The 22,244-nt window shown below is 63.0% G+C and carries 21 protein-coding genes and 1 pseudogene; 7 read left to right on the forward strand and 15 right to left on the reverse strand.

Annotated features, from left to right (window positions below):
- Positions 1–23: 23 nt before the first annotated feature.
- Positions 24–542, reverse strand: a complete 519-nt coding sequence (locus V1288_RS06750) for a GNAT family N-acetyltransferase (protein WP_334356324.1) — start codon at positions 540–542, stop codon at positions 24–26.
- A gap of 90 nt (positions 543–632) precedes the next feature.
- On the opposite strand from V1288_RS06750, the gene V1288_RS06755 reads away from it, so the two are divergent.
- Together V1288_RS06755 and V1288_RS06760 are read left to right on the forward strand one after the other, a co-directional pair.
- Positions 633–1,412: an SDR family NAD(P)-dependent oxidoreductase gene (locus tag V1288_RS06755; RefSeq protein WP_334356325.1), complete on the forward strand. Its 780-nt coding sequence runs from the start codon at positions 633–635 to the stop codon at positions 1,410–1,412.
- Between the two features lie 202 nt (positions 1,413–1,614).
- Positions 1,615–2,502 (forward strand): TauD/TfdA dioxygenase family protein, encoded by an 888-nt coding sequence (locus V1288_RS06760; RefSeq protein WP_334356326.1) that lies wholly within the window; start codon positions 1,615–1,617, stop codon positions 2,500–2,502.
- 400 nt (positions 2,503–2,902) lie between these two features.
- On the opposite strand, the gene V1288_RS06765 is transcribed toward V1288_RS06760, so the two are convergent.
- The gene (locus tag V1288_RS06765) at positions 2,903–3,553 is read right to left on the reverse strand and encodes a YqgE/AlgH family protein (protein ID WP_334356327.1); all 651 of its coding nucleotides are present in this window, start codon (positions 3,551–3,553) and stop codon (positions 2,903–2,905) included.
- A 136-nt stretch (positions 3,554–3,689) separates the two neighbouring features.
- Between V1288_RS06765 and V1288_RS06770 the strand changes: the two genes are divergently transcribed.
- Positions 3,690–4,526 carry a protein-disulfide reductase DsbD domain-containing protein gene (locus tag V1288_RS06770; protein ID WP_334356328.1) on the forward strand — a complete coding sequence of 279 codons (837 nt, stop codon included), beginning with the start codon at positions 3,690–3,692 and terminating at the stop codon, positions 4,524–4,526.
- 168 nt (positions 4,527–4,694) lie between these two features.
- Here V1288_RS06770 and V1288_RS06775 read toward each other — a convergent pair whose 3' ends face one another.
- Positions 4,695–4,949, reverse strand: coding sequence for a hypothetical protein (locus V1288_RS06775; protein WP_334356329.1), 255 nt, complete (start codon positions 4,947–4,949; stop codon positions 4,695–4,697).
- A 229-nt stretch (positions 4,950–5,178) separates the two neighbouring features.
- Between V1288_RS06775 and V1288_RS06780 the strand changes: the two genes are divergently transcribed.
- Positions 5,179–6,537, forward strand: a complete 1,359-nt coding sequence (locus V1288_RS06780; RefSeq protein ID WP_334356330.1) for an oligosaccharide flippase family protein — start codon at positions 5,179–5,181, stop codon at positions 6,535–6,537.
- Positions 6,538–6,822: 285 nt separating this feature from the next.
- Positions 6,823–7,653, forward strand: a complete 831-nt coding sequence (locus V1288_RS06785) for a sulfite exporter TauE/SafE family protein (protein ID WP_334356331.1) — start codon at positions 6,823–6,825, stop codon at positions 7,651–7,653.
- A gap of 26 nt (positions 7,654–7,679) precedes the next feature.
- Here V1288_RS06785 and V1288_RS06790 read toward each other — a convergent pair whose 3' ends face one another.
- The 12 genes and pseudogenes from V1288_RS06790 to cysG all read right to left on the reverse strand — a co-directional run bounded on the left by V1288_RS06790 (position 7,680) and on the right by cysG (position 19,163).
- Positions 7,680–8,468 carry a 3-hydroxybutyrate dehydrogenase gene (locus tag V1288_RS06790; protein WP_334356332.1) on the reverse strand — a complete coding sequence of 263 codons (789 nt, stop codon included), beginning with the start codon at positions 8,466–8,468 and terminating at the stop codon, positions 7,680–7,682.
- Positions 8,469–8,473: 5 nt separating this feature from the next.
- The gene (locus V1288_RS06795; protein WP_334356333.1) at positions 8,474–9,649 is read right to left on the reverse strand and encodes a DUF3734 domain-containing protein; all 1,176 of its coding nucleotides are present in this window, start codon (positions 9,647–9,649) and stop codon (positions 8,474–8,476) included.
- A gap of 136 nt (positions 9,650–9,785) precedes the next feature.
- Positions 9,786–10,334: a CAP domain-containing protein gene (locus V1288_RS06800; RefSeq protein WP_334361215.1), complete on the reverse strand. Its 549-nt coding sequence runs from the start codon at positions 10,332–10,334 to the stop codon at positions 9,786–9,788.
- A 164-nt stretch (positions 10,335–10,498) separates the two neighbouring features.
- Complete coding sequence (locus V1288_RS06805; protein WP_334356334.1) at positions 10,499–11,542, reverse strand: sulfate/molybdate ABC transporter ATP-binding protein; 1,044 nt, start codon at positions 11,540–11,542, stop codon at positions 10,499–10,501.
- A complete protein-coding gene (cysW, locus tag V1288_RS06810) occupies positions 11,532–12,506 on the reverse strand; it encodes a sulfate ABC transporter permease subunit CysW (protein ID WP_334361216.1) in 975 nt (324 codons plus the stop codon). Before cysW ends, V1288_RS06805 begins: the two co-directional genes overlap by 11 nt.
- 10 nt (positions 12,507–12,516) lie before the next feature.
- A complete protein-coding gene (gene cysT, locus V1288_RS06815; RefSeq protein ID WP_334361217.1) occupies positions 12,517–13,323 on the reverse strand; it encodes a sulfate ABC transporter permease subunit CysT in 807 nt (268 codons plus the stop codon).
- A 69-nt stretch (positions 13,324–13,392) separates the two neighbouring features.
- Entirely contained in the window at positions 13,393–14,382 is a 990-nt protein-coding gene (locus V1288_RS06820; protein WP_334356335.1) for a sulfate ABC transporter substrate-binding protein, read from the reverse strand.
- 137 nt (positions 14,383–14,519) lie between these two features.
- Positions 14,520–15,245, reverse strand: coding sequence for a phosphoadenylyl-sulfate reductase (locus V1288_RS06825; protein ID WP_334361218.1), 726 nt, complete (start codon positions 15,243–15,245; stop codon positions 14,520–14,522).
- Between the two features lie 2 nt (positions 15,246–15,247).
- A complete protein-coding gene (locus tag V1288_RS06830) occupies positions 15,248–15,763 on the reverse strand; it encodes a DUF934 domain-containing protein (RefSeq protein WP_334356336.1) in 516 nt (171 codons plus the stop codon).
- Positions 15,750–17,406, reverse strand: a pseudogene (locus V1288_RS06835) (nitrite/sulfite reductase). The gene V1288_RS06830 and the pseudogene V1288_RS06835 overlap by 14 nt, the downstream one beginning before the upstream one ends.
- Positions 17,407–17,418: 12 nt before the next feature.
- Positions 17,419–17,730 carry a DUF2849 domain-containing protein gene (locus tag V1288_RS06840; RefSeq protein WP_334356337.1) on the reverse strand — a complete coding sequence of 104 codons (312 nt, stop codon included), beginning with the start codon at positions 17,728–17,730 and terminating at the stop codon, positions 17,419–17,421.
- On the reverse strand, positions 17,727–19,163 hold the full coding sequence (gene cysG, locus V1288_RS06845; RefSeq protein ID WP_334356338.1) for a siroheme synthase CysG: 1,437 nt from the start codon (positions 19,161–19,163) through the stop codon (positions 17,727–17,729). The genes V1288_RS06840 and cysG overlap by 4 nt, the downstream gene beginning before the upstream one ends.
- Positions 19,164–19,416: 253 nt before the next feature.
- Between cysG and cysD the strand changes: the two genes are divergently transcribed.
- Complete coding sequence (gene cysD / locus V1288_RS06850; protein ID WP_057854570.1) at positions 19,417–20,211, forward strand: sulfate adenylyltransferase subunit CysD; 795 nt, start codon at positions 19,417–19,419, stop codon at positions 20,209–20,211.
- A gap of 24 nt (positions 20,212–20,235) precedes the next feature.
- Positions 20,236–22,152, forward strand: a complete 1,917-nt coding sequence (cysC, locus tag V1288_RS06855; RefSeq protein ID WP_334356339.1) for an adenylyl-sulfate kinase — start codon at positions 20,236–20,238, stop codon at positions 22,150–22,152.
- Positions 22,153–22,244: the final 92 nt, after the last annotated feature.

The raw sequence follows: 22,244 nt of genomic DNA on the forward strand, positions 1-22,244 counted from the left end.
CGCGATCCTTTTTTGATTGCGTTCTAACTCAAACCTTCGTCGAGGAATTTGACCATCAGAACCTCGTCGTAATATCGCCCGTCGTGCTTGAGAGCTCGCTTTTCGTAGCCGTACTCGACAAAGCCCATGGCGTCGTAAAGCCGGCGCGCAGCTCCGTTCTCGCTCACCACAGTCAGTTGAACCATCTCCGCGCGCTCGCGCGCATGGTCGAGAACTGCCTGAACAAGCCTTTTTCCAAGGCTCGCGTTTCGGCCCGCGGCTCGAACATACATGCCCCAAAGCCGCCCTTTATGCGCCTGCTTCGAACCTTCCGGCGCGGCATATCCGGCTATTCCGACGAGCGCCTCATCAAGGAATGCGCCGAAGACATCTGCGCGGGCCACGACCGCTTCGAACCACGATAGCGGTTGCGCATTTTCGCTCTCAAACGTGCTGCCGAGGGCCTCGGGATTTCCCTGCAGACCTTCCAGCCGGATCTCCCTGTACAGGGCAGCGTCCGCAGGCTCCAGACGGCGAATCCGTAGATCGCTAACCTTGGTCACGTTTGCACCTCGCTCGGCTGGTTTGACCTGTCTGCGGATCGGTGCCAGCCTTGTCAATCCTGCACCGCGCATCTCTGTCCGGATACCATCATGTCGGATTTCAAAGAGCTCAGCCGCTCGGTCAAAGGCCTGACCGTTCTCGTCACCGGCGCCGGCAGCGGCATGGGCCGCGCCACGGCGCTCGTATTCGCGGCCGAGGGCGCCAATGTCGCCGTCACCGATATCAGCGCCGAGACCACGCAGGCCGTCGCCGGCGAGATCGCCGCAACCGGCGGTTCTGCAAAGGCATGGACGCTCGACGTCGCAAAACCTGACGACATCATCAAGGTCGTCAACGACGTCGCCGCGCATTTCGGCTCCCTCGATATCGTCATCAACAATGCCGGCATCTCCGTGCGCGTCGCGATCGACGACGAGGGTTATGAAGCCGCCTGGGACAAGGCGCTTGCCGTGATGCTGACCGCGCATCCGCGCATCATCCGCGCCGCGTTGCCGCATCTGCGCCGGTCGAAGAGCCCGCGCATCGTCAACATCGCGTCGACCGAAGCGCTCGGCGCGACCGCATTGCACAGTCCCTATTCGGCGGCGAAAGCCGGCGTCACCGGCTTGACGCGTTCGCTCGCCGTTGAACTCGGCCGCGAGGGCATCACCGTGAACTGCATCTGCCCGGGCCCGATCCGCACCGCGATCACCGAGCGGATTTCCGAAGAGCACAAGACGATCTACGCCAAGCGCCGCACCGCACTCGGCCGCTACGGCGAGCCTGAGGAGGTGGCGCATATGACGCTGAGCCTGTGCCTGCCGGCGGCCTCCTTCCTGACCGGCGCGGTGATCCCCGTGGATGGTGGGCTGATGGCGCGGAATGCGTAACCTCTCGTCATTGCCGGGCTTGCCCCCGCAATCCATCCGGCTCGAAAACCCTTGTGAAGATTGATGGCCGCCCGGATCAAGTCCGGGCATGACAGCCGTGTGTGCCACACAGGCTCTGTCGCGTTGACACGGCGCGAGCAGGGAGTAATTTTTCTCACAAAGAGAGCGGGGCGAACCGCCCGCCGCATCCTGGAGAGACGCCATGACGGTCACGATCCGGCAGCTTCATCCGCATTTTTTCGGCGAGGTTTCGGGCGTTGATTTGCGACAGCCTCTGACGCCGCAGGAAGCGGCCGACATCGAAGCCGGCATGGACAAGTATGCCGTGCTGCTGTTTCGCAACCAGGACATCACGGACGAACAGCAACTGGCCTTTGCGCTGAATTTCGGCGAGCGCGAGAAGGCACGGGGCGGCACCATCACCAAGAAGGAAGACTACCGGCTGACCACGGGGCTGAACGACGTTTCCAACCTCGGCAAGGACGGCAAGCCGCTGCCGCGCGACAGCCGCACCCATCTGTTCAATCTCGGAAACTGCCTGTGGCATTCCGACAGCTCGTTCCGCCCGATCCCGGCAAAGTTTTCGCTGCTGTCGGCGCGGGTGGTGAACCCCAAGGGCGGCAACACCGAATTCGCCGACATGCGCGCGGCCTATGACGCGCTCGACGACGACACCAAGGCCGAGATCGAGGACATGATCTGCGAGCATTCGCTGATGTATTCGCGCGGCTCGCTCGGCTTCCTGGATTATAGCGACGAAGAGAAAGAGATGTTCAAGCCGGTGCTGCAGCGGCTGGTGCGGACCCATCCGGTGCACCGCCGCAAGTCGCTGTATTTGTCGTCGCATGCGGGAGCCATCAAGGGCATGAGCATGCCCGAAGCGCGGCTGTTGCTGCGCGATCTCACCGAGCACGCCACGCAGCCGGAATTCGTCCACGTCCACAAATGGACCGTGCATGACCTCGTGATGTGGGACAACCGCCAGACCATGCATCGCGTCCGCCGTTACGACCAGTCGCAACCCCGCGACATGCGCCGCGCAACAGTGGCGGGGACCGAGCCGACGGTGCAGCAGCAGGCGGCGGAGTAGTACTCTCCGTCGTCCCCACGAACGCAGGGACCTCCGCGTGAGCGCCCCGCGCTCATCGCGATACCGCGTGATCCATCAATGAGGTGCGGTCGTAGACGCGCTGCGTTAGCCGGTTGCTGTTGTGAGTTGTTGAAGCGAAGCCGTCGTCCAGTGTGCCCACTACGCAGGCCGCGGCGCATGGGTCCTTGCGTTTCGCAGAGACGACCGTGGGAAAGGCCAGAACACATCAGCTCGTCGCCCCTGCGGAACGCAGAGGCCCATACCCTGCAGCCGGGGTAATGGGCAGGAAGGGAGACGACTTTGCTTCAGCGATCTGCAGCGGTCGTTGGCAGAGCGTCAGCCACCGCGCTGCGTTCGCAGGGACGACGTTGTACTTGAGTGAATGCTCGCTAAAACACGCCTACGCGTGCCCGGCCTCGTTCGAGAGCATGCCGGGGTCGATGCCGATCTTGCGCAGCGCGCGCTGGTATTTTTCATCGACGTCATCGCCGAAGATCAGATCCGGATCGGCATCGCAATGCAGCCAGCCATTGTGCTGGATCTCGTTCTCGAGCTGGCCCGGCGCCCAGCCGGCATAGCCCAGCGCCAGGATCGCGTGCTTCGGTCCGGTGCCCTTGGCGATCGCCTTGAGGATGTCGACGGTTGCGGTCAGGCAGATACCCTCGTCGATATTGAGTGTCGCGTCCTGGATGAAGAAATCGCTCGAATGCAGCACGAAGCCGCGGCCGGTATCGACCGGACCGCCCTTCAGCACCTGCATGGTCTCGGCGTTTTCCGGCAACTTGATCTGGTCGGCCTTCTGGATGATGTCGAGCTGCACCAAGAGTCCGGGAAAATCGATGCTGCCGGCCGGACGGTTGACGATGATGCCCATCGCCCCTTCCGATGAATGCGCGCACATGTAGATGACGGAGCGCTCGAAGCGCGGATCGCCCATGACCGGCATGGCAATCAGCAGCCGGCCGTCCAAGTAACCGGCGCCGGACGAATTATCGCCAAAGCCGGCGGCTTTGCGGCGGACGGGCTTCGATGTCTTGCCTTCAGGGCTCATCCGCAAAGGCCTCTCTTGCTGAATTCATATCCTGATATCGGGTGCGGTTTCTGTCAATCAAGCTTCCGGCGGCATTCGGCGGCCGATCACACGCAATTCAATGGTTTGCGCCGAGACTTGCCTGTAAAGACGTCCCATGATCGTGATGGTTCCCCTGCGCGCCGCGCTCGGCGTCGCCGCCGTGTATGTCGCGTGTGCGACGTCGGAGGTTCGCGCCGAGGATGCCTCGCCGTGGCAACATGACGCGCATTCCGCGGTGCGGTTGCTGGCGGGATCGCGCAGCGGCGCGGTGCTGCTCGGCGGCGTCGCCATCCAGTTGCAGCCGGGATGGAAGACCTATTGGCGAACGCCCGGCGATTCCGGCGTTCCGCCGCGCTTCGATTTCTCCAAGTCGGACAATGTCGAAGCCGTGACCGTGTTGTGGCCGGCACCAAAGAAATTTGACGATGGCGCCGGCGGCACCGCGCTGGGATATAAGCAGCAGGTGGTGCTGCCGTTGCGGATCGTCGCCAAAAATGCCGACAAGCCGGTGACGCTGCGGGTCAATATCAGCTACGCGGTTTGCGACAAGATCTGCATTCCGGTCGAAGCCCATGCCGAACTCGCTTTTGCCAGCGTGGCAAGCACCGAGGACGGCAACCTGTCCGATGCGCTCAATACCGTGCCGAAGCCCGCCAATGTCGGCGACCCCAATCCGCTGACCATCCGCGACGTCAGGCGCGAGGGAAAGAATAATGTGCTGGTCGACGTGACCGCGCCGGAGGCCAAGGAGGTCAGCCTGTTCGTCGAGGGGCCGACGCCCGACTGGGCGCTGCCGGTTCCCAGGCTGGTCGAGCAAAGCCCGCCCGGCGTCAAACGCTTTACCTTCGAACTCGACGGTCTGCCGCCCGGCGCCAGCGCTGATGGCGCCGCACTCAAGCTGACGCTGGTCGGCGGCGACCGGGCCTACGAGTTCAATGTCAATCTGAATTGACCTGAATTGACGTCCGCCGGCGGTAGCGCAGCCGCCGACCATCGGCGCCAGCTTCCGCCAGCGCGCAGGAAGCACCTGCTCGCACCGGCGGGCTTTTCCGAGACAGTTCAGCGAATGCTTTCTAGCCGAGGAGAACCGGCTGCGCCGGCCCTCCTCGGGAACAATATCCTAACTTTTCTGCCCGCTCATCTGCTGGGCGCGCATATAGCTCTTGCAAGCCCCCCGCATATCGCCCTTCGCCATGGCGGCATTTGCCGCGCCCATCTCCTTCATCATCGCCGCTTTGCCAGGCGTGTCAGGCATGGTGTTACTGGACGTGACGAGCTTGGCCATGTTCTCGCTCGTGCAAGCCATCTTCGCCGCGAAAGCCGGGCTGAAAGCCATCGCAGTGGTGACTGTAATAGCGGTAACAAGCAGTTTCATATTTCTCCTCCCCGGCCGCACCATGCGGCCGGAACTAAAAGTTGGAAAAGGCCGAAAAAGTTCCAGCGAGCTCGATTGCGTAGGCGGGGCGATCTCGGCAACGAGTCGTTAGATGGCGGGTAACGGCGCCCCGGGACCCCAATCCAACCGAATCTTAACGAATGGTTGATACATCCGGCCATCGCCGCCGCCTCGCGGCACGTTTCGGGGATGTACCCTTGTGGCCGTGATGGATACGCAATCCGCAACCGCTCCGCCTGCCGGCGTGATCGCGCGCCTGCGTGCGTTGCTTGGCGGCTCCAATGAAGCCTCCGTCACCAGACGGCTGGCCGGCACGATCTTCATCATCCGGGTCTTCAGCGCAGCGCTCGCCTATTTCGCCCAGATCCTGCTGGCGCGCTGGATGGGCGGCTCGGATTACGGCGTCTATGTCTATGTCTGGACCTGGGTGCTGCTGCTCGGCAGCATGATGGATTTCGGCATCTCGGCATCCGCGCAGAAAATCATTCCGGAATATCGAACCCACGGCGAGCATGCCCTGCTGCGCGGCTTCCTCTCCGGCAGCCGCTGGATGACGTTCGCCGTCTCCTCGACCGTCTCGCTGCTGCTGGCGGGCGTGGTGACGGGAATGTCGCCCTGGATCGACGCCAACGCGATCGTTCCCCTCTATATCGGCTGCCTGACGCTACCGGCATTTGTCGTCGCCAACACCCAGGACGGCATCGCCCGCTCGCATGACTGGATGCAGCTCGGCCTGATGCCGCAATTCATCGTGCGGCAGTCGTTAATCATTGGCCTCACGGCCGGCGCCTTCGTGCTCGGCTTCAATCTCGGCGCCACCGCCGCAATGTGGGCCAGCGCCGCCGCGGTGTGGATCGCGATGATCGGCCAGATGATCGTGCTGAACCGCAGGCTGGGCGGCCACATCAAGGCTGGCCCCAAGGCCTATGATTTCCGCGGCTGGCTCGCGGTTTCGCTGCCGATCCTGCTGGTAGAAAGCTTTTATCTGCTGTTGTCCTACACCGACGTGCTGGTGCTGCAGCAGTTCCGCTCCTCCGAAGAGGTCGGTGTCTATTTCGCCGTGGTGAAGACGCTGGCGCTGGTCTCCTTCATTCACTATGCGATGGCGGCGACGACGGCGCATCGCTTTGCCGAGTATCACGCGCAGGGCGACACGCCGCGGCTGTCGGCCTATGTGGCGCACGCGATCCAGTGGACGTTCTGGCCGTCGCTGGCCGCCACCATCCTGCTGCTGGCGCTGGGCAAGCCGCTGCTGTGGCTGTTCGGACCGCAATTCGTGGTCGGCTACGACATCATGTTCATTGCCGCTGTTGGACTCGTGGTGCGATCCGCTATCGGCCCGGTCGAGCGGCTCTTGAACATGCTCGGCCATCAGCACATCTGCGCGCTGGCCTATGCACTTGCTTTCGTCATGAATGTCGTGCTGTGCGTGACGCTGGTGCCGCGCTTCGGCGGCCATGGTGCTGCGGCGGCGACCTCGATCTCGCTGGCGTTCGAGACCGTGCTGCTGTTCTGGATCGTGCGCCGGCGGCTCGGGCTGCACGTGCTGGCGTTCGGGAAACGCTGATCGCACACCAATAGGGCAGTAACTGCGCCACATCGCCCCCAACCGTTTCAGGTTGCGGACGGCTGTCGGCGCATTTCCCATGACCTCTCCCATGGCCTCGCGTTCCGTAATGCCCTGCGGCCGCCGCATTTGAGGCCTCAGAACGTCACCATCGTCGTATCGGCATAATGGAGAAAATCTCCGGCGATTCCGGCGCACACATAAAACGTTCTTGTTTCGCTCGATCAGGACGCCCATGCCGTCATTGCTATATAACTCTGTGGAATCAAAGATCTGATCTTGGAAATGATTGATCCTCTCTACGTTGCATCGGGATTCGGCGTCGGCCTGCTGGTCGGGATGACGGGCGTCGGCGGCGGCTCGCTGATGACGCCGTTGCTGATCCTGCTGTTCGGCGTCCATCCGTCGACCGCTGTCGGCACCGACCTGCTATATGCCGCGGCGACCAAGACCGGCGGCAGCCTGGTGCATGGCTGGTCGCAGAGCATTCACTGGCCGGCGGTGATGCGTCTCGCCAGCGGCAGCATTCCGGCGAGCGTCGTCACGCTGCTTGTGCTGTGGCAACTCGAACTCAACGGAGAGGCCGCGCGCAGCCTGGTCAATCTGGTGCTGTGCTTTGCGCTCATCCTCACGGCGACATCTCTGATCTTCCGCAAGGCGATCATGGATCGATACCGTCGGCGCATGGAACGGCTCGACATTTCGGCGACCGGCCGTGCGACCGTGGCGGTCGGCGTGGCGCTCGGTGTGCTGGTCTCGATTTCGTCCGTCGGCGCCGGCGCCGTCGGCGTTACCGCGCTGTTGTTGCTCTATCCGCGCCTGCCGATGGCGAGCATCGTCGGCTCCGACATTGCGCACGCCGTGCCGCTGACGCTGGTCGCCGGCATCGGCCACTGGGCGCTGGGTTCGGTCGATTGGGCGCTGATGGGCGTGCTGCTGATCGGCTCGCTGCCCGGTATCATTATCGGCAGCTATTGCGCGGTTCGCGTCCCGGAGACGGTGCTCAGGCTGCTACTGGCCACCGTTCTGATTCTGGTCGCCGGCAAGCTTGCCTTCAATGAGTTGCACCTGTCCACGGCGAGCATCGCGGCCATAACCGGGAGCGTCGCCCATTAGGCGCGCTCCCGGGCCGTTCGCAATTCCTACGCCGCGGTCCAACCGCCGTCGATCGATAGATTGGCGCCGGTGATCTGGGCGGCATCGTCACCGCACAGGAACAGCGCTAACGCTGCGACCTGTTCCGACGTGACGAACTCCTTGGTCGGCTGCGCCTCCAGCAACACGTCGTTGATGACCTGCTCCTTGGTCATGTTGCGCGCCTTCATGGTGTCGGGAATCTGCTTCTCCACCAGCGGCGTCCAGACATAGCCCGGGCTGATGCAGTTGCAGGTGATCTTGAAGGTCGCAAGCTCCAGCGCCACTGTTTTTGTCAACCCGGCGATGCCGTGCTTGGCGGAGACATAGGCTGCCTTGAACGGCGAAGCGACCAGCGAATGCGCGGATGCCGTGTTGATGATGCGGCCCCAGCCGCGCTTCTTCATGCCGGGCACCGCGGCCCGGATGCCGTAAAACGCCGACGACAGGTTGATGGCGATGATGGCTTCCCACTTCTCCGGCGGAAACTCCTCGATCGGCGACACGAACTGGATGCCGGCATTGTTGACGAGGATGTCGACCGAGCCGAAAGTCTTCTCGCCAAGCGCGATCATTTCGGCGATCTCGGCGGGCTTGGTCATGTCGGCGGGCGAGTGTACCGCGCGGACCTTGAAGTCGGTCTCGATACCGGAACGCTCCCGCTCGATATCGGCCGGCACGCCCATGCCGTTGAGGACGACATTGGCGCCGGCGGCGGCGAAAGCGCGCGCATAAGCCAATCCGATGCCGCTGGTCGAGCCGGTCACGACGGCGGTCTTGCCTTTTAATGTACCCATTCCATTCACTCCTGCTTGGCTCCGGGGGTCTTCGAAGCATCCCCCGTCATATCGTAGGCCATCATGGTCTGGCCGGATTGCGGACGCTCCAGCACATCCTTGTGACGCATCGACCGATGAACGTCGCGGACCCCCGCGTTCCAGTGCTCGACCATCGCGACATGCGAAAAATCGTAATCCTTCGACGATGATTCGTAGTTCTTGCTCTTGTAGATCAGGTGCACCACGGTGACGGTGTTTTCCCTGGCTGCGTTGCAGAGGACTTCCACCGACGGATCGTTCTTGAGATTGTCGGGTAATTTTCCGAGCAGTTCGCGCAGCGCCTTGCGCGTGTTGTGTAGCTGCTTGTTCTTGTCGGTACTCATGCGGGTGCGGCTGGAATAGCGGATGTCCTTTTCGCGCTCGGCGGCTTCCAGCAGCGACGTCGGCAAGTCGCCCCGCGCGCTGAACAGGTCGACCTGGAAGATCAGGAGATCGCGGTTGTTTTCCTCACCCAGCACGTAATCGAGCGGCGTGTTGGAGGCGATGCCGCCGTCCCAGTAATGCTCGCCTTCGATTTCCACGGAAGGAAATCCGGGCGGCAGCGCGCCGGACGCCATGATGTGCTCCGGTCCAATTTTCTTGCCTAGTTTCCTGAATTCGAAATTGTCGAAATATTTGAGATTGCCCGAGGCCACGCCGACTGCGCCGACGCTGAGCCGTGTCTTCAAATCGTTGATGCGATCGAAGTCGACCAGCCGCTCCAGCGTCTTCTTCAAGGGCGCGGTGTCGTAATAGCTCTGCGATTGCCGGCTGCCGGGCGGCCACAAGGGCGCAGGTGGAACGCGCGGCGTGAAGAATCCGGGCACGCCGAAAGTGGCGATCAGGGCAGCTGAGGTTTCGTTGAACAGCGAGCGGGCGCGGTCGCCCGGCGTCACCGGACTCCACGACACCGGAGACGACACCATCTCCCAGAATTCCTTGAGCCGATCGACGCGCGTTTCAGGACCATTGCCGGCAATGATCGCGGCGTTGATGGCCCCGATCGAAATGCCCGCAATCCATTCCGGCTCGAACCCCGCGCGGCACAGCGCCTGAAAGGCCCCTGCCTGATACGAACCGAGTGCGCCGCCGCCTTGCAGCACCAGCACACGCTGCGCTTTGGCGGGCGTGGTGGCTGGTGCAGAGGCGGAAAGATCCATCGTAACCGTCGGCTAGTAGACAATGACAGCGGCACCGTGGCGACAGTTCGCGACGGCGTCAATCAGCGAGATCGAAGCAAGGATCACGCCGAGTTTATCGCCTTGTGAGGCGCCGGAGCCCTTAACCGGACCTGCTTCAGGTTGATGCAAGGATGAGCGTCCAGAACACCTTGTATTTGGTGTTTGGAGCATAAGCCGCCGCGATGCCCAATTTTGTGACACCGTTTTTGAGCATATTGGCCTTGTGCGGCGGCGAGTCGCGCCAGCCGGAGAAGGCTTCGGCCAGGGTATGATATCCGGCCGAGACATTTTCAACCGCTAGCTTCGCCGGATAGCCGGAGGCTCCCAACCGCTTCTCCAGCGGGCCCTTCACATTGTGGTCCATCTTGTTGCGTGCGGCCATCGCCTGGGACTGCTGCTCGGCGAGCCTGGTCAGTTCGGGATCGACCACCACGGTGCCGAGGCCGTTGTTCTGGCGGTATTGCGAGATCATGATCGCCGCCGCGGCCGGATCGAGCGTGGCGCCGGGTTGGGCCATGTCGAGATACATGGCCGGCTGATCCGGGATTTTGACGTCTGCCGAGCAGCCGGCAAGCAGCAAAAGCCCGATAATCGCGGTAGTCGCCCGTTTCACTGAAAGAATCCCCCAAAGAATCCCCGAAGATTGGAACGGCCGTTGTTGCATACCAACCGTGGCTGAATGGTGAACGGGGGACGTTTTGATGTCATTCCGGGGGCGCGGTAGCCCGGATAGAGCGAAACACAATCCGGGAACGGTCCATCCGCGTCGCAAACAGCCCCGAATTGCGCTGGCGCTCCATCCGGGCTAACGGGTCACCGGATTCAATCCTACGCGGCAAAAATCCGGTAGCGACGGGGCTGCAGGCCGATGATCTCGCCGGCCTGAAGTTCCCGGTCCCGCGGGGCGTCGATCTCGATCACGGTCTTGCCCTCGCCGCTCGAGAGCGCGACCTCCGCCCGCTGGATCGGGCCGAACGAGCGGACATGGCGCACCGCGCCCTCCAGCGAGCCGGTTCCGGCCGGCCCGATCTGCATGTCGTGGCGCCGGACGAACAGTTTTGAGGCGCCGGAGGCCGCGCCGTCGGCCGCGATATTGAGCGGCTGGCCGCCGAGCCGCACCGAGCCGCCGGCAACCTCCACCGGCAGCACGATGGATTCGCCGATGAAGCCGTGGACGAAGGCGGTGGCGGGATTGTCATAGACATCGCCCGGCGTGCCGATCTGTTCGATGCGGCCCTTGTCCATCACCACCACGCGGTTGGCGACTTCGAGCGCCTCTTCCTGATCGTGGGTGACGAAGATCGAGGTGACGTGGATTTCGGAATGCAGCGAGCGCAGCCATTGCCGCAACTCTTTCCGCACCTTGGCATCGAGCGCGCCAAAGGGCTCGTCGAGCAGCAGGATGCGCGGCTCGATCGCGAGCGCGCGCGCCAGCGCGATGCGCTGCCGCTGGCCGCCGGACAACTGGCTGGGATAGCGGTTGGCCAGCCAGTCGAGTTGCACGAGATCAAGCAATTCCTTGACGCGGGCGCGGATGGTGGCCTCGTCCTTGCGGATCGCGCGCGGCTGTACGCGCAGGCCGAAGGCAACGTTTTCGAACACCGTCATGTGGCGGAACAGCGCGTAGTGCTGGAACACGAATCCGACATGGCGCTCGCTGGCGCCGTGTCCCAGCGCATCCTCGCCGTCGATCCGCACCTCGCCGGCGTCGGGCCAGTCGAGGCCTGCAATGATCCGCAACAATGTCGTCTTGCCCGAACCGGATGGACCAAGCAGCGCCAGCAATTCGCCCTTGCCGACCTTCAGATCGACATTATCGAGCGCGGCAAACGCGCCGAACTTCTTGACGATGTTTTTGACTTCAATGGTCACTTGGAAAGTCCCTTGGGGTTTGCCCTTCGTCCAGACGCTGTTCGAGAACGGTCTTCGCGACCAGCGTGATCAGGGCCAGCATCGCCAATAGCGAGGCAATCGCAAACGACGCCACGAATTGATACTCATTATAGAGAATTTCGACCAGGAGGGGCATGGTGTTGGTCTCGCCGCGGATGTGGCCCGACACGACGGACACCGCGCCGAACTCGCCCATGGCGCGCGCGTTGCACAGCAGTACGCCATACAACAGGCCCCATTTGATATTGGGCAGAGTGACGCGGAAGAAGGTCTGCAGGCCTGACGCTCCGAGCGAGATCGCGGCCTCCTCCTCCTGCGTGCCCTGCTCCTGCATCAGCGGGATCAGCGAACGGGCCACGAACGGAAACGTCACGAAGATGGTCGCGAGCGCAATACCGGGCACCGCGAACAGAATGTGGATGTTGTGCGCCTGCAGCCACGTGCCCCAATAGCCTTGCGCGCCAAACAGCAGCACGAAGACGAGGCCCGAAATGACCGGACTGACGGAGAACGGCAGGTCGATCAGCGTGATCAGGAAAGTCTTGCCGGTAAATTCGAACTTTGCGATCGCCCAGGCCGCGATCACGCCGAACACGAGGTTGAGACCGACCGAAATCGCCGCCACCAGCAAGGTCAGTTTGATCGCCGATAGCGCCTCCGGCTCGACCAGCGCGGCGGAATAGGCGCTGATGCCTTTCGAGAGGGCTGATGCGAACACCACGACCAGCGGCAGCACGACAAAGACGGTGAGGAAGGTCACGGCAAGCGCGATGATGACGACGCGGACGGGTGTGGGCTCGGTCCGCAGATCCTTCGGCGAAGCAACCGCGCGAGGCCGGTCGCCCGCCTCGCGGTGCGACGGCGGGGAGATCGCGAGGTCCGCCGTCGACGCGTACGCCCTTAGCGGCGCCGCCGGAGTCACAAAGCTCGTTTGCGTCGACATCATCAGGCCCTCAATGCGCGGGAATGCGGGTTTGCGCCCAGCGTTGCAGGCGATTGACGGCGAAGATGATCACGAAGGAGGCCAGCAGCATGACGACGGCAATCGCCGTCGCATCGGCGTAGCGAAATTCGGACAGCCTGATCACGATCAGGAGCGGCGCGATCTCCGACACGTTCGGCAGGTTGCCGGCGATGAAGATCACCGAGCCGTATTCACCGACCGCGCGTGCAAATGCCAGCGCAAAGCCGGTCAAGAGCGCCGGGATCAAGCTCGGCAGGATCACCCGGAACACCGTGTGCCAGCGGTTGGCTCCGAGGCTCGCGGCCGCCTCCTCGATTTCGGGATCGAGATCGATCAGGACGGGTTGAACCGTGCGCACCACGAAGGGGATGCCGATGAAGACCATCGCAATGAAAATTCCGATCGGCGTGAACGCGACCTTGATGCCGAGTTCGGCGAGCGGCGCGCCCAGCCATCCCTTCTGCGCGAACAATTGCGTCAGCGCCACGCCCGCGACCGCGGTCGGCAGCGCAAAGGGAATATCGACGATGGCATCGAATATCCGCCGGCCCGGAAAGCGGTAGCGCACCAGCGCCCACACGATGATGGTGCCCATCACCAGGTTGACACAGGCTGCGGCAAAGGAGAGACCGAACGAAATCCTCAGCGCATTCAGCGTGCGGCGGCTGGTGAGAATTTCCCAGAACTGTCCGGGCGAAAGCTCGAGCGTCTTGAGAAACAGGCCGGCGAGCGGGATGAGGATGATAACGGAGAGCCATGTCAGGGTCAGGCCCATGGTTAGCCCAAACCCCGGCAAGCTGCTGCGCCGCGCCACCGCTGTGTTCACAAATCCCCCTGCTTCCGCTACGGCCGGCGGTCGACCAGATCAGTTCTTGTAAATCTGGTCGAAAATGCCGCCTTCGCCGAAGTGATCTTTCTGCGCCTTGGTCCAACCACCAAAAACGTCGTCGATCGTGAAAAGTTCGACCTTGGCGAAGGATTTTTCGTATTCCTTCGCAATCTCCGAATCGCGCGGACGGTAGGAATTGCGTGCGGCAATTTCCTGCCCCTCCTTGGTATACCAATATTTCAGGTAGGCCTCGGCAACCGCGCGGGTGCCCTTTTTGTCGGCAACCTTGTCGACGACCGCAACCGGCGGCTCGGCGAGAATCGACAATGGCGGCGCCACGATCTCGAACTTGTCCTTGCCGAATTCGCGCTGCGCCAGGAATGCCTCGTTCTCCCACGCCAGCAGCACGTCGCCGACGCCGCGCTCGACGAATGTCACCGTCGAGCCACGCGCGCCGGTATCGAGCACCGGTACATTCTTGAAGAGATCGCCGACGAACTTCTTCGCCTTGTCGGCGGAGCCGAATTTCTTTTCCGCAAAGCCCCACGCCGCCAGATAGTTCCAGCGCGCGCCGCCAGATGTCTTCGGGTTCGGCGTAATCACCTGCACGCCGGGCTTGATCAGATCGTCCCAATCCTTGATCGCCTTGGGATTGCCCTTGCGCACCAGAAACACGATCGTCGACGTATAGGGCGACGCATTGAGCGACAGGCGCTTCTGCCAGTCGGGCGCCACCAGGCCCTTGGCGGCGATGGCGTCGATATCGTAGGCCAGCGCCAGCGTGACGATGTCCGCCTGCAGTCCGTCGATCACCGCGCGCGCCTGCGATCCCGAGCCGCCATGCGACTGCTTGATCTCGACGCTCTTGCCGGTTTCTTTTTGATAGGCCGCGACAAACGCCTTGTTGAAATCCGCGTAGAGTTCGCGCGTCGGATCGTAGGAGACGTTGAGCAGGGTATGATCGGCAGCGAAGGCCGAACTCGCCCAGAGCAATCCGGCGACGAGCGGCAGAATGCGACGGATCATCGTTGATCTCCATTCGGCTGGATGAAGCCTATCATCAAACACGAACGTATAAGTCGCGACGAAAGGCCGCTTCGTCAACGAAACCGCATTTCATTGTTTGCGGTTCCGCAGCCTCAATGTCCTATGAAGCCCGCCTTCTAGGAAGTTTTCATCGTGTGGATGCCGCATTCGGTCTTTTGCCTGCCGCGCCAGCGGCCGGCACGGGCGTCCTCGTCCGGCGCGGTCCGGCTCGAACACGGCATGCAGCCGACCGAAAGGTAGCCGGAGGCGACCAGCGGATGCGGCGGCAATTTGGCGAGCTTGTAGATCGCCTCGATCTCTTCGCGCGACACGTTGGCGAACGGATTGAATTTCAGCTTCTCGCCGTCGTCCTCGACCACGGGAATCTCGGCGCGCGCGCCGCCCTGAAAACGCTTGCGACCGTTGATCCAGCCCGAAAACGGCTTGAGCGCCCGCGCCAGCGGTTCCACCTTGCGGATACGGCAACAGGCGTCGGGATCGGAAAACCACAATTCGCGATCGGGATCCTGGCGTGAGAGCGCCTCTTCCAGCGGCTTGATCGAGCGGACGTCACGAAGGCCGAGGGCTGCGATCAGCGTGTCGCGATAGGCCAGCGTCTCCTCGAACAGCCACCCGGTATCGAGGAAGATGACGGGAATGGCGGGATCGACGTCCGACATCACCTTGAGCAGCGCCGCCGATTCCGTGCCGAACGACGATACCAGGGCAAGCCGTTCGCGGCCGATGGTCTTCAGCGCGGTTTCAATGACATGCGCCGGCGAAGCGTCACGCAAGGTATGGTCAAGCGTCTGCGCCGATTGAAGGTTCGCCGGGTCAGCGGCGAGGCCGTGCTGTACGATCATGCTCACTGGCCGGCACTCTCCGAATGACGCAACTGCATCCGCCGATGGAGTGCGGTGACGCGGCCATCGCCGGTCGGCTGGTAGAACACCGAATAGCGTTTCATGGTCTCGGCGAAGGCATCGGCGTCGGCGTCTTTCTTCACCTCGAAGGCGTCGAACCCTGCGCGAGACATGAACACGAACTGGTCACGCAGCACCTGGCCGGTGGCGCGCAATTCGCCGTCATAGCCGTGACGTTCGCGCAGCAGACGCGCCTGACTGTAGGCGCGGCCATCGCGGAAGCTCGGGAACACCAGCGCCACCGCGGCGAGACGATCGAGATATGGGACGAGATCGTCGAGATCGCGATTGTTCGGCCAGATCACGCCGACCTTGCCAGCGTGCTTCAGGACGGCTTCCGGATCCTCGAGGAAACGCGCCGCCGGAACGAGGATCGCTCCATCGCCCGGCAATTCGGCGCCTTCGGCAATATGGACGAACAGGTCGCTGGTAATTCTTCCGTTCTTAACGAGTGGCATAGACCCGCTCCTTGAAAGGCTCGACGCCCAGTCGCTTCACCGTATCGACGAACAGTTCTTCGGGACGGTCGCGCAGCGCGAGATAGGCTTCGACGATGTCTTCGATCACGTCGGCAACTTCCGCATAGGGAACGGCTGGACCGATCAGCGCACCCATTTGTGCGTTCTCGTCGGCGCGGCCGCCGATCGTGATCTGGTAGAATTCCTCACCGTTCTTCTCGACGCCGAGAATGCCGATGTGGCCGACATGGTGATGGCCGCAGGCGTTGATGCAGCCGGAGATGTTGATGTGCAGACGGCCGATCATCTCGGCTGTGTCGTGATTGGCGAAGCGCCGGGTCAACTCCTGCGCGATCGGAATCGAGCGCGCATTGGCCAGCGAGCAGTAATCCAGCCCCGGGCAGGCGATAATGTCGGTGACCAGGTTGACGTTCGGCGTAGCGAGCCCAAGGCGGTCGAGCGCCTTCCAAAGCTGCGGCAGGTCGCGCTTGGCGACATGCGGCAGCGCCAGGTTCTGCTCATGGCCGACGCGGATTTCGCCGAATGAATACTTGTCGGCGAGATCGGCAACCGCATCCATCTGGTCTGCCGTGGCGTCGCCTGGCGGACCGCCCACCGGCTTCAGCGACAGCGTTACGATCGAATAGCCCTGAACCTTGTGCGGGGCCACCGAGTTCTTGCGCCAGCGTTCAAACAACGGATCATGCGCCGCCTGCTTTAGCTCGTCCGGCATGTGCGGCAGCTTTTCGTAAGGAGGATAGAAAAAGCGCGAGCGTACCTCCTCGATGGCGGAATGATCGAGCGTCAGGGCGCTGTGCCCCATCTGCTTCCATTCCTCCTCGACTTCGCGGGCGAACTTCTCGATGCCGAGTTCGTGGACGAGGATCTTGATGCGAGCCTTGTAGATGTTGTCGCGGCGGCCGTACTGATTGTATACGCGCAGTATTGCCTCGACATAGCTCAGAATATCGCGGCCGTGCACAAACGGCTTGATGGTCTTGGCGATGAACGGCGTGCGGCCAAGGCCGCCGCCGACCAGCACCTCAAAGCCGGTTTCGCCGTCCGCATTCTTGTGCAGGCGCAAGCCGATGTCGTGAACCTTGATCGCGGCGCGGTCGTGCTCGGACGCCGTGATGGCGATCTTGAACTTGCGCGGCAGGAACGAGAATTCCGGATGCAGCGTGGTATGCTGGCGCAGGATTTCCGACCAGATGCGGGGATCCTCGATCTCACCCGGCGCGACGCCCGCCCACTGGTCCGAGGTGACGTTGCGCATGTTGTTGCCCGAGGTCTGCATGGCGTGAATGCCGACTTCGGCAAGATCGGCCAGCGCATCGGGCAGATCGGAGAGCTTGATCCAGTTGAACTGGATGTTCTGCCGCGTGGTGAAATGGCCGTAGCCGCGGTCGTAGCGGCGCGCGACATGGGGCAAGCCGCCGCAACTGCTTCGACGACAGCGTGCCGTAGGGGATGGCGACGCGGAACATATAGGCGTGCAGTTGCAGATAGACGCCGTTCTGCAGCCGCAGCATCTTGAATTCGTCCTCGGTGAGTTCGCCGGAGAGACGGCGCTTCACCTGGTCCCGAAATTCGGACACGCGTTCATTGATCAGCGTGCGATCGAGTTCGTCATATGCGTACATGATGGATCAGCCTTAAGCCGGAAGCAGGTCGATGGTGAGACCCTTCGACCGGATGCGTTCGCGCAAATTACCGGGTTTGATCTCCCCGCCATCCTTGAGCTCGACCGGCGCGATATAGGCGCCGACCGCGCCGACGTCGTCGGCATTGGCTTCGGCCAGCAGCGCCCGCGCCTCATCGGAGGTACGAACGATCGCGGCGTCCGACAAGCTCGCCGACCAGCCCTGCTGCGCGGTGCGATAGATCACGATGCCATCGGAAGTGCGATTGGCGGTAATCATCGAGGGACCGGTGATCTTGATTTTTTGTTGAAGCGGAGAGGTCATTCGGCAGCATCCAGCAGTTTGGAGATGACTTGATTGAGATTGGACTGACGCCACGGCGCGGAATGCGCGACGACGTCACCGATGATGAGGACGGCGGGACCGCCATCGATTTTTTCGACCAGCGCGGGCAGGTTTTCGAGCGTACCCACCACGGCCTGGGCATCCGGCCGCGTCACCCGTGCGAATATGCCGACGGGGGTTTGCGGCGACCGGCCCGCAGCCAACAGGCCTGCGCGGACCGACGGCGCCGCGGTCATGCCCATATAGACCACGATGGTCATCTTCTTGTCTGTCAGCACCGACCAGTCGACGGTTTCGGCATCCTTTGCCTTGTGCGCGGTCAGGAAGGTGATGCGTAGCGCCTCGTGCCTAAAGGTCAGCGGCGCCTCGAACTGCGCGGCGGCGCCGAGCCCAGCGGTAATGCCGGGCACCACTGAATAGGCGACGCCGGCTGTGCGCAGCACTTCGATCTCCTCGCCGCCGCGGCCGAAGATGAAGGGATCGCCGCCCTTCAGGCGCACCGCGCGCTGTCCGGCCTTTGCAGCATCAATCAGCAGCTTGTTGATCGCATCCTGGCCGATGCCGGGCTTGCCGACGCGGCGGCCGACCGGAATGCGCGAGGCGTCACGGCGGATGCGATCGAGAATTTCCGGCGACACCAGTTCGTCGTAGAAAACGACGTCGGCATCCTGCAGCGCGCGCAGCGCCTTGATGGTGAGCAGATCCGGATCGCCCGGCCCGGCGCCGACCAGCGTCACCCGGCCCTCGGCCTTGCCGTCCTTGCTCGCGCCAGCGAAGGCGGAGGGGTCGGCGATTTCGTTCAGCGCTTTTTCAGCCTCGTCCTTGCGGCCGGCGAGCACCAGCGCACCGATCGGGCCGTCGATCACGCGCTCCCAGAAGCGACGGCGCAGCGGGAATTCGGGAATGCGCGCATGCATCGATTTACGAAAGCAGCCGATGAAGGCGGCGAGATCGCCGATTCGCGCCGGCAGCACCGCTTCGATGCGCTCGCGCACGCGGCGCGCGACCACCGGCGACGCGCCACCGGTGCCGACGGCAACGACGACGTCGCCGCGGTCGACGATCGCGGGAAAGATGAAAGTGGAATGCGCGAGGTCGTCCATCACATTGACGGGCAGCCCGACCGCCTTCGCGCGCGCCGACATCGCAACGCCGATATCGGCGGCGCCGGCGCAAAGGATCGCAATCACACCGGAGAGATCGGCCGTGAGCGGATCGCCGGAGGCACGTTCGATCCTGCTGGCATCAGCCGCTTCGAGCCCGGAAACGTCATGACTGCCGTCGGTCGCATACCAGCGGATGTTGGCCCCGGCCGATGCCAGCAGGCGCAACTTCGCGCGCACGAGTTCGCCGGCTCCGACGAGCAGCACCACGCCGCTTTGCAGATCGAGAAACACGGGCAGAAATCGCATACGAAACTCGCTTCCCCCACTTCGGGGTTGACTGGAATTATTTTCTATATATGTCTCGTTCAACGCCCGCAAAGAGAAAATTCTTTCTTCTCTATTGCGTCGCAACTATAGAATTTTCGCCCCCGAAGGCCAAGGCCCAGAGATGCATCTTCTCAATCCCGACTCCGCCAAAGACCGCTTGCGTGGCGCCGACCTTCCGAACGGCTCCGCCGTCGAAAAAATTTTCGCCGATGGACGACTGCCGCCGCCCTCGATGGACCATCTCGACGAACTCGAGGCGCAGAGCATCTACATTCTGCGCGAGGCGTTCGCGCGGCTGAAAAAACTCGCGCTGCTCTGGTCGCTGGGCAAAGATTCCAACGTGATGATCTGGCTGGCGCGCAAGGCCTTCTTCGGCCGCGTGCCGTTCCCGGCGCTCCACGTCGATACCGGCAAGAAATTTCCGGAGATGTATGCGTTCCGCGATCGCTTCGGCAAGGAGTGGGATCTCGATCTCAAGATCGAGCCCTGCCCGCCGATCGACGCCGTCGATCCGACCTTGCCGCCGGCCGCGCGCTCTGCCGCGCGCAAGACCGAAGGACTGAAGTGGGCGCTGACCAAATATGGTTTCGACGGACTGATCGCCGGCATCCGCCGCGATGAAGAAGCCACCCGCGCCAAGGAGCGCGTGTTCTCGCCGCGCGGCCTCGAAGGCGGCTGGGACGTGCGCGATCAGCCCCCGGAATTCTGGGACCAGTTCAACGCCTCACCGCCGCCCGGCGCGCATCTGCGCATCCATCCGATCCTGCATTGGACCGAGGCCGACATCTGGGCTTACACCAAGCGTGAGAACATTCCGATCATCCCGCTCTATCTGTCGAAGGACGGCAAGCGCTATCGCTCGCTGGGCGATCAGGACATCACCAACCCGGTGGCTTCGACGGCGTCCAGCATCGACGAGATCCTGACCGAACTCGACGGCACCAAGGTGCCGGAGCGCGCCGGCCGCGCGCTGGATCACGAGACCGAAGACGCTTTCGAGCGGCTGCGTGTCGCCGGCTATCTCTGACGGACAATTGGTGTGAGCGTCGCTATGAACATGATCCTCCCTGCCAGCGTTTCGGCCACGCCGAACGGCACCACCCGCCCACAGGTCCGCATCGTCATCGTCGGCCATGTCGATCACGGCAAATCCACTTTGGTCGGCCGGTTGCTGCACGAGACCGGCAGCCTGCCCGAAGGCAAGCTTGAGATGCTGAAGGCGGTCAGCGCGCGCCGCGGCATGCCGTTCGAATGGTCGTTCCTGCTCGATGCGCTGCAGACCGAGCGCGACCAGGGCATCACCATCGACACCACGCAGATTCGCTTCCGCACCCGCTCGCGTGACGTGGTGCTGATCGACGCGCCCGGTCACGCCGAATTCCTCCGCAACATGATCACCGGCGCCTCGCAGGCCGACGGCGCGGTATTGATTATCGACGCGCTGGAAGGCGTGCGCGACCAGACAAGGCGTCACGGCTATCTGCTGCATCTGTTGGGAATCAAGCAGGTCGCGATCGTCGTCAACAAGATGGACCGCGTCGATTTCAGCGCCGATCGTTTCAAGGAAATCAGCGACGAGATTTCGGCGCACCTGATCGGCCTCGGCGTGACGCCGTCGGCGATCATTCCGATTTCGGCGCGTGACGGCGACGGTGTTGCCGAACACACGCCGCGGATCGGCTGGTACCAGGGACCGACCGTCGTCGAGGCGCTCGACGCGCTCGAACCGGCGCGGCCGCTGGAGCAACTGGCGCTGCGCCTGCCGGTGCAGGCGATCTACAAATTCGACGACCGCCGCATTGTGGCCGGCCGCATCGAGTCCGGTCATCTCTCGGCCGGCGACGAAATCGTCATCATGCCGGCCGGCAAGATCGCGAAGATCAAGACTGTCGAGAGCTGGCCGGTGACGCCGCTCGGCGGCAGCCATAGCGCTGGCCGTTCGGTCGGCATCACGCTCGACCGCGAATTGTTCATCGAACGCGGCGACGTCATCGCCCATGCCGGCGCGACCCCGCGCGATACGCGGCGAGTTCGCGCGCGCATTTTCTGGCTGCACGACAAGCCGCTGTCGAAGGGCGATCATATCCTGATCCGCCTCGGTACGCGGGAAAGCCGCGCCAGCGTGGTCGCGATCGAAAAGGCGGTCGATCCCGGCGAACTCTCCAACGAGGAAACCAAGGCGATCGCGCGCAATCATGTCGGCGAGATCGACATCTCGCTGGCGCAGCCGATCGCCGCCGACCCCTATCAGGACAATCCGCGCACCGGGCGGCTGGTGATCGAAGTGAATGGCCGCATCGCCGGCGGCGGCCTCGTGCTGTCGGTCGACGCCGGGCAGCGCGCTGTCCCGATCGACATCGTGCCGGTCGAATCCGCCTTGCGCCCTGAGGAACGCTCGGCGCGCTATCGCCACAACGGCGCGGTGATCTGGCTGACCGGCTTGCCGGGCTCCGGAAAATCGACGCTGGCGCGCGCGCTCGAACGGCGATTGTTCTCGCGCGGCGGCTCGCCGATCCTGCTGGATGGTGACACCTTGCGTGCTGGACTCAATGGCGACCTCGGTTTCTCGGCGCAGGACCGCACCGAAAACATCCGGCGCTTGGCGGAAGTCGCAACGCACCTGGCGCGCAACGGACACATCGCCGTTGTCGCCGCAGTTTCGCCCTCGGCAGAAGACCGCGCAGCGGCGCGTCGCATCGCCGACAATTCGTTCCGCGAAATTTACGTCGCGACGCCTGCGGAAGTCTGCGAGAGCCGCGACCCCAAGGGCCATTACGCCAAGGCGCGCGCCGGCACGCTGCAGGCGTTCACCGGAATCGGCAACGACTACCAGCCGCCGGCCCGAGCGGAGCTGAGCATCGACACCTCGGCTAAAACGGTTTCGGATGCCACCGACGAGATCGAGCGGATGCTGGCGGAGACCGGCATTCTGTTCGACGAATTGGTGGATCTGGCGGCCAATATCTAGGCCTTTTAGGCACTTCTCATCGACCCGGCTTTAGGGCTAAAAGGGCGGCCAACGCCGCCCCTTTGGCGCGTTTTTTGCTGCTTTTCGCTGAA

The organism is Bradyrhizobium sp. AZCC 2176 (assembly GCF_036924645.1).
In the GTDB taxonomy this organism is placed as follows: Bacteria; Pseudomonadota; Alphaproteobacteria; order Rhizobiales; family Xanthobacteraceae; genus Bradyrhizobium.

Bases quoted from the DNA above. Each gene is read 5' to 3' on its own strand.
- cysC (WP_334356339.1), top strand. From the start codon at position 20,236: ATGAACATGATCCTCCCTGCCAGCGTTTCGGCCACGCCGAACGGCACC.
- cysW (WP_334361216.1), bottom strand. From the start codon at position 12,506: ATGTCGACGCAAACGAGCTTTGTGACTCCGGCGGCGCCGCTAAGGGCG.
- V1288_RS06830 (WP_334356336.1), bottom strand. From the start codon at position 15,763: ATGCCACTCGTTAAGAACGGAAGAATTACCAGCGACCTGTTCGTCCAT.
- cysG (WP_334356338.1), bottom strand. From the start codon at position 19,163: ATGCGATTTCTGCCCGTGTTTCTCGATCTGCAAAGCGGCGTGGTGCTG.
- V1288_RS06790 (WP_334356332.1), bottom strand. From the start codon at position 8,468: ATGGGTACATTAAAAGGCAAGACCGCCGTCGTGACCGGCTCGACCAGC.
- cysD (WP_057854570.1), top strand. From the start codon at position 19,417: ATGGACCATCTCGACGAACTCGAGGCGCAGAGCATCTACATTCTGCGC.
- V1288_RS06755 (WP_334356325.1), top strand. From the start codon at position 633: ATGTCGGATTTCAAAGAGCTCAGCCGCTCGGTCAAAGGCCTGACCGTT.
- V1288_RS06765 (WP_334356327.1), bottom strand. From the start codon at position 3,553: ATGAGCCCTGAAGGCAAGACATCGAAGCCCGTCCGCCGCAAAGCCGCC.
- V1288_RS06770 (WP_334356328.1), top strand. From the start codon at position 3,690: ATGATCGTGATGGTTCCCCTGCGCGCCGCGCTCGGCGTCGCCGCCGTG.
- V1288_RS06780 (WP_334356330.1), top strand. From the start codon at position 5,179: ATGGATACGCAATCCGCAACCGCTCCGCCTGCCGGCGTGATCGCGCGC.
- V1288_RS06800 (WP_334361215.1), bottom strand. From the start codon at position 10,334: ATGCAACAACGGCCGTTCCAATCTTCGGGGATTCTTTGGGGGATTCTT.
- V1288_RS06795 (WP_334356333.1), bottom strand. From the start codon at position 9,649: ATGGATCTTTCCGCCTCTGCACCAGCCACCACGCCCGCCAAAGCGCAG.
- V1288_RS06775 (WP_334356329.1), bottom strand. From the start codon at position 4,949: ATGAAACTGCTTGTTACCGCTATTACAGTCACCACTGCGATGGCTTTC.
- V1288_RS06820 (WP_334356335.1), bottom strand. From the start codon at position 14,382: ATGATCCGTCGCATTCTGCCGCTCGTCGCCGGATTGCTCTGGGCGAGT.
- V1288_RS06840 (WP_334356337.1), bottom strand. From the start codon at position 17,730: ATGACCTCTCCGCTTCAACAAAAAATCAAGATCACCGGTCCCTCGATG.
- V1288_RS06785 (WP_334356331.1), top strand. From the start codon at position 6,823: ATGATTGATCCTCTCTACGTTGCATCGGGATTCGGCGTCGGCCTGCTG.
- V1288_RS06825 (WP_334361218.1), bottom strand. From the start codon at position 15,245: ATGATCGTACAGCACGGCCTCGCCGCTGACCCGGCGAACCTTCAATCG.
- V1288_RS06760 (WP_334356326.1), top strand. From the start codon at position 1,615: ATGACGGTCACGATCCGGCAGCTTCATCCGCATTTTTTCGGCGAGGTT.